The organism is Sedimentibacter sp., from assembly GCF_033447055.1.
In the GTDB taxonomy this organism is placed as follows: domain Bacteria; phylum Bacillota; class Clostridia; order Tissierellales; family Sedimentibacteraceae; genus Sedimentibacter.
This window is the reverse complement of the sequence record NZ_JAWQJF010000090.1, coordinates 1-3,196: the sequence shown is the minus strand read 5'-3', so window position 1 is coordinate 3,196 and position 3,196 is coordinate 1. Positions and strand designations below refer to the sequence as shown.

At 32.5% G+C, this 3,196-nt stretch carries 5 protein-coding genes and 1 pseudogene; 1 reads left to right on the top strand and 5 read right to left on the bottom strand.

The genetic code is table 11. The annotated features are described in order from the left end of the window. Window positions 1–84 precede the first annotated feature (84 nt). The 4 genes and pseudogenes from SA378_RS11655 to SA378_RS06080 form a co-directional block, all read right to left on the bottom strand. Window positions 85–189, bottom strand: a pseudogene (locus SA378_RS11655) (single-stranded DNA-binding protein); the annotation flags it as partial. Window positions 190–212: 23 nt separating this feature from the next. Beyond that, window positions 213–500 carry a 30S ribosomal protein S6 gene (rpsF, locus tag SA378_RS06090; protein WP_318525093.1) on the bottom strand — a complete coding sequence of 96 codons (288 nt, stop codon included), beginning with the start codon at window positions 498–500 and terminating at the stop codon, window positions 213–215. Window positions 501–639: 139 nt separating this feature from the next. Beyond that, window positions 640–804, bottom strand: coding sequence for a CxxH/CxxC protein (locus SA378_RS06085; protein ID WP_318525092.1), 165 nt, complete (start codon window positions 802–804; stop codon window positions 640–642). A gap of 13 nt (window positions 805–817) precedes the next feature. After that, window positions 818–1,606, bottom strand: a complete 789-nt coding sequence (locus tag SA378_RS06080; RefSeq protein ID WP_318525091.1) for an MBL fold metallo-hydrolase — start codon at window positions 1,604–1,606, stop codon at window positions 818–820. 172 nt (window positions 1,607–1,778) lie between these two features. On the opposite strand from SA378_RS06080, the gene SA378_RS06075 reads away from it, so the two are divergent. Further along, on the top strand, window positions 1,779–2,804 hold the full coding sequence (locus tag SA378_RS06075) for a M23 family metallopeptidase (protein WP_318525090.1): 1,026 nt from the start codon (window positions 1,779–1,781) through the stop codon (window positions 2,802–2,804). 34 nt (window positions 2,805–2,838) lie between these two features. On the opposite strand, the gene SA378_RS06070 is transcribed toward SA378_RS06075, so the two are convergent. After that, the coding region (locus SA378_RS06070; protein ID WP_318525089.1) for an S-layer homology domain-containing protein at window positions 2,839–3,196 on the bottom strand (358 nt) is incomplete at its 5' end.

Here is a 3,196-nt window from a genome sequence, read left to right as displayed (position 1 = left end):
TTTACTAAATACTGTTATATTGATAAAATTCGCTGTCTTTTTTCCTTGAGATGTCAGTTCTTGTTTCTTATCTTTTTACATTTATTTATCTACAGCTAATGTAAATTTTGCAACAGCCATACCTGTAGAAGGTATGAATCTCAGCTCTGGATCTCTGGCTAATCTTCCAATTAATACAACACTATTCATAATTTATCCTCTTTTTTTTTATTCTATTCTTCTACTGTAATCATATGTCTAATGAAATTGTCACTAATTTTACAAATTCTGTCTATTTCATTAACAGCGTCTGCTTCTGAAGCAAAATCAATAAAAACATAATAACCTTCTCTTTTTTTGTCGATTTCATAAGCAAGTCTTCTCTGTCCCCACTCATTAACCTTTTCAATTGTTCCTTGTCTTTCAATAATTATGTTTTTTACTTTTTCAATTTCTGCGTTTCTAACATCCTCTTCTAAGTTAGCAAGCAATATAAAAGCGCCTTCGTATTTTCTCATCATTTGAGTCACCTCCCTTTGGACTTTGGCCCCTGTAATCCCAGGAGCAAGGATAGCGAATATATTATAGCACTCTGCAAAGTTTAATACAAGCATTTTTTAAATAAAAAATTTTTGGATACCGTTCACGGTAAATCCTTTCTTAAGCCATAATTTTGTACTCTGCATTTTTTTCGCAGTAGCTACATTTGTGATTTTCATCTTGTATTTTTAATATTTGAGGGGCAACCTCTTCAGAATTAACATAATCATCCAATGCAATCTCTGCATGTTCTAAACATGCATAAATAATTTTTTCATTTTTCATATCAATCACCTATCTATATTTCATAAACTCGGCTGGATCTGTCTCTGTATGTCATATCAAGACATATGCCGGGATTTACATCTATAAAATTTTCTTTCAATATATTTTCGACTGTTTTATACGCCAATTGGGGAAAATTATTTTCTTTGCTCAAATGTCCAAGCAAGACTATTTCGGTTCCTGTTTTAACAACCTTGGAAATAAGATGTCCTTCCGTTTCATTGGACATATGGCCAAACTCACCTAAAACTCTTCTTTTAAGAGGCCATGGATAAGGGCCTATCAATACCATATCTTCATCATGATTAGACTCTACAAGCAATAAATCCGAATCCATGATGCTGTTTATTATATTATCATTTGTGCAGCCTGTATCTGTTAATAAGCTTATTTTTTTATTGTTGTAAAAAATATTATAACCCACGGGATGTGCTGCATCATGGGATATGTCAAATGCCTTTACTGTTAAATCACCAACTTCAGCATAATCATCCAATATTTTAATATTGTAGGATTTTATACTACCTATGACAGGGCTCATGGCTTCCCAGGTTTTTGCATTGGCATAAATGGGCACGTCTAAACGTCTAGACATTATACCTGCTCCCTGTATGTGATCTACATGCTCGTGAGTTATAAATATAGCATCTATTTTCTTAGGATCCTCTCCTATATTTATAATTCCCTGCTGAATTTTTTTTCCGCTAAGTCCTGCATCAACAAGAATCGTAGTATTTTCTGTTTTAATATATTGGCAGTTGCCGCTGCTCCCGCTATACAATGAACAAAATTTTAACTTCAATTTGTCCTCCCTAATTAAACCATTCAATCAATCAGTTCATCTTAACACATAAATACAATATATACAAATAAAATTCTTATCAACTTATACCTTCTCCAGTAAATCGCACATAAAGTTCTATTAATAATTATTTTCGCATAAAATTTATTATATCAAGAACAAGAGGTAAATAATGGTTATAAAAATTAATATAAAAATATTATTATTGTGCTCTTCAATTTTATTAGTTCTAGCTTTGATTTTTTCTATGTTTATAAACTCGGCTCAATCGGTATCTGCAAATGAAGAAAAAAGTTTCATTAAATGGGTTGATTTCAGAGTATCATATAGCGCAATGGACAAAGCACTGAAAGCCGACATAAACAGCATTGATGATGAAGTTAAATTAAACTGGATTGAAATTTTATCATACCTGGGCACTAAGTATGGTGGAAATTTTACCAGATACAAGTCCAAGGATATGGATACACTTATTAATAAGTTAAAAAATGGAGAAAGTATAGAAAGCCTTACGGAAAACTTAAAGTATTATGACTACTACTTTGAAGCCTATACTGCTGTTTTAGAGGGACTGGTTGGCCCTTATGAAATACAAATTGATGATGAAAATAATCCAGGTAAAAAAATATGGGTAAAAAAATACGGATTAAAAGCTTTTTCTCCTATAGCCGGCGGTTATTATTATAATCACTATGATGACTTTGGAAATTCCAGAAGCTATGGTTTTAGCAGATCACATCTTGGCAATGATTTAATGGGTTCCATAGGAACACCTATTGTGGCAGTTGAAACAGGAAGAGTAGAAGCACTAGGCTGGAATCAGTACGGCGGATGGAGAATTGGCATAAGAAGCTTGAACAACAAAAGATATTATTATTACGCTCACTTAAGGAAAGATCACCCTTATGTTAAATCTCTTAAAGAAGGTGATATCGTATATGCAGGAGATGTTATTGGTTACCTTGGCATGACTGGTTACAGCACAAAGGAAAATGTCAACAATATCAATGTTCCCCACCTTCATTTTGGGATGCAGCTGATTTTTGATGAATCTCAAAAAGAAACGTTGGCTGAAATTTGGATCGATGTTTATAATATTGTAAATTTATTAGACAAGAACAAATCTCCTGTAAAATATAACTCTGAAACAAACGAATCTGAAAGAATTTATAACATAAAATTTCATAACATACCATAATTATTAAGAATGGAACGACAATGTCGTTCCATTCTTAATTCATATTTTCAATTTCAACTTGATCTAATTTGTCTGAAATTTTTACCATTATGGCAGCAGCTTCAGCCCTGCTTAAATAATCATACGGGCAAAAAGATCCTGGATACTTTCCGGACATGAGCCCATTTGTATATGCTGATTTTACAGCATGTTTTTCTTCTTCGCTTAAGTTCGTTAAATCGGAAAAAATTGTGTTGATATCCAAATTTTCATACTCAATATTTTTTTTGAAAGCATTTTCCAGCATCATAGATACTTCTTTTCTTGTCAATTTTTCCAGAGGTTTCAGCTCGCTTTCATAGTCATCAAGCAATCCTAGACTGTAAACATCTTCGATATATTCAACTGCCCAC

Excerpts from the sequence above, each read along its gene's own strand:
- rpsF (WP_318525093.1), bottom strand. The coding sequence starts at position 500 with ATGATGAGAAAATACGAAGGCGCTTTTATATTGCTTGCTAACTTAGAA.
- SA378_RS06085 (WP_318525092.1), bottom strand. The coding sequence starts at position 804 with ATGAAAAATGAAAAAATTATTTATGCATGTTTAGAACATGCAGAGATT.
- SA378_RS06075 (WP_318525090.1), top strand. The coding sequence starts at position 1,779 with ATGGTTATAAAAATTAATATAAAAATATTATTATTGTGCTCTTCAATT.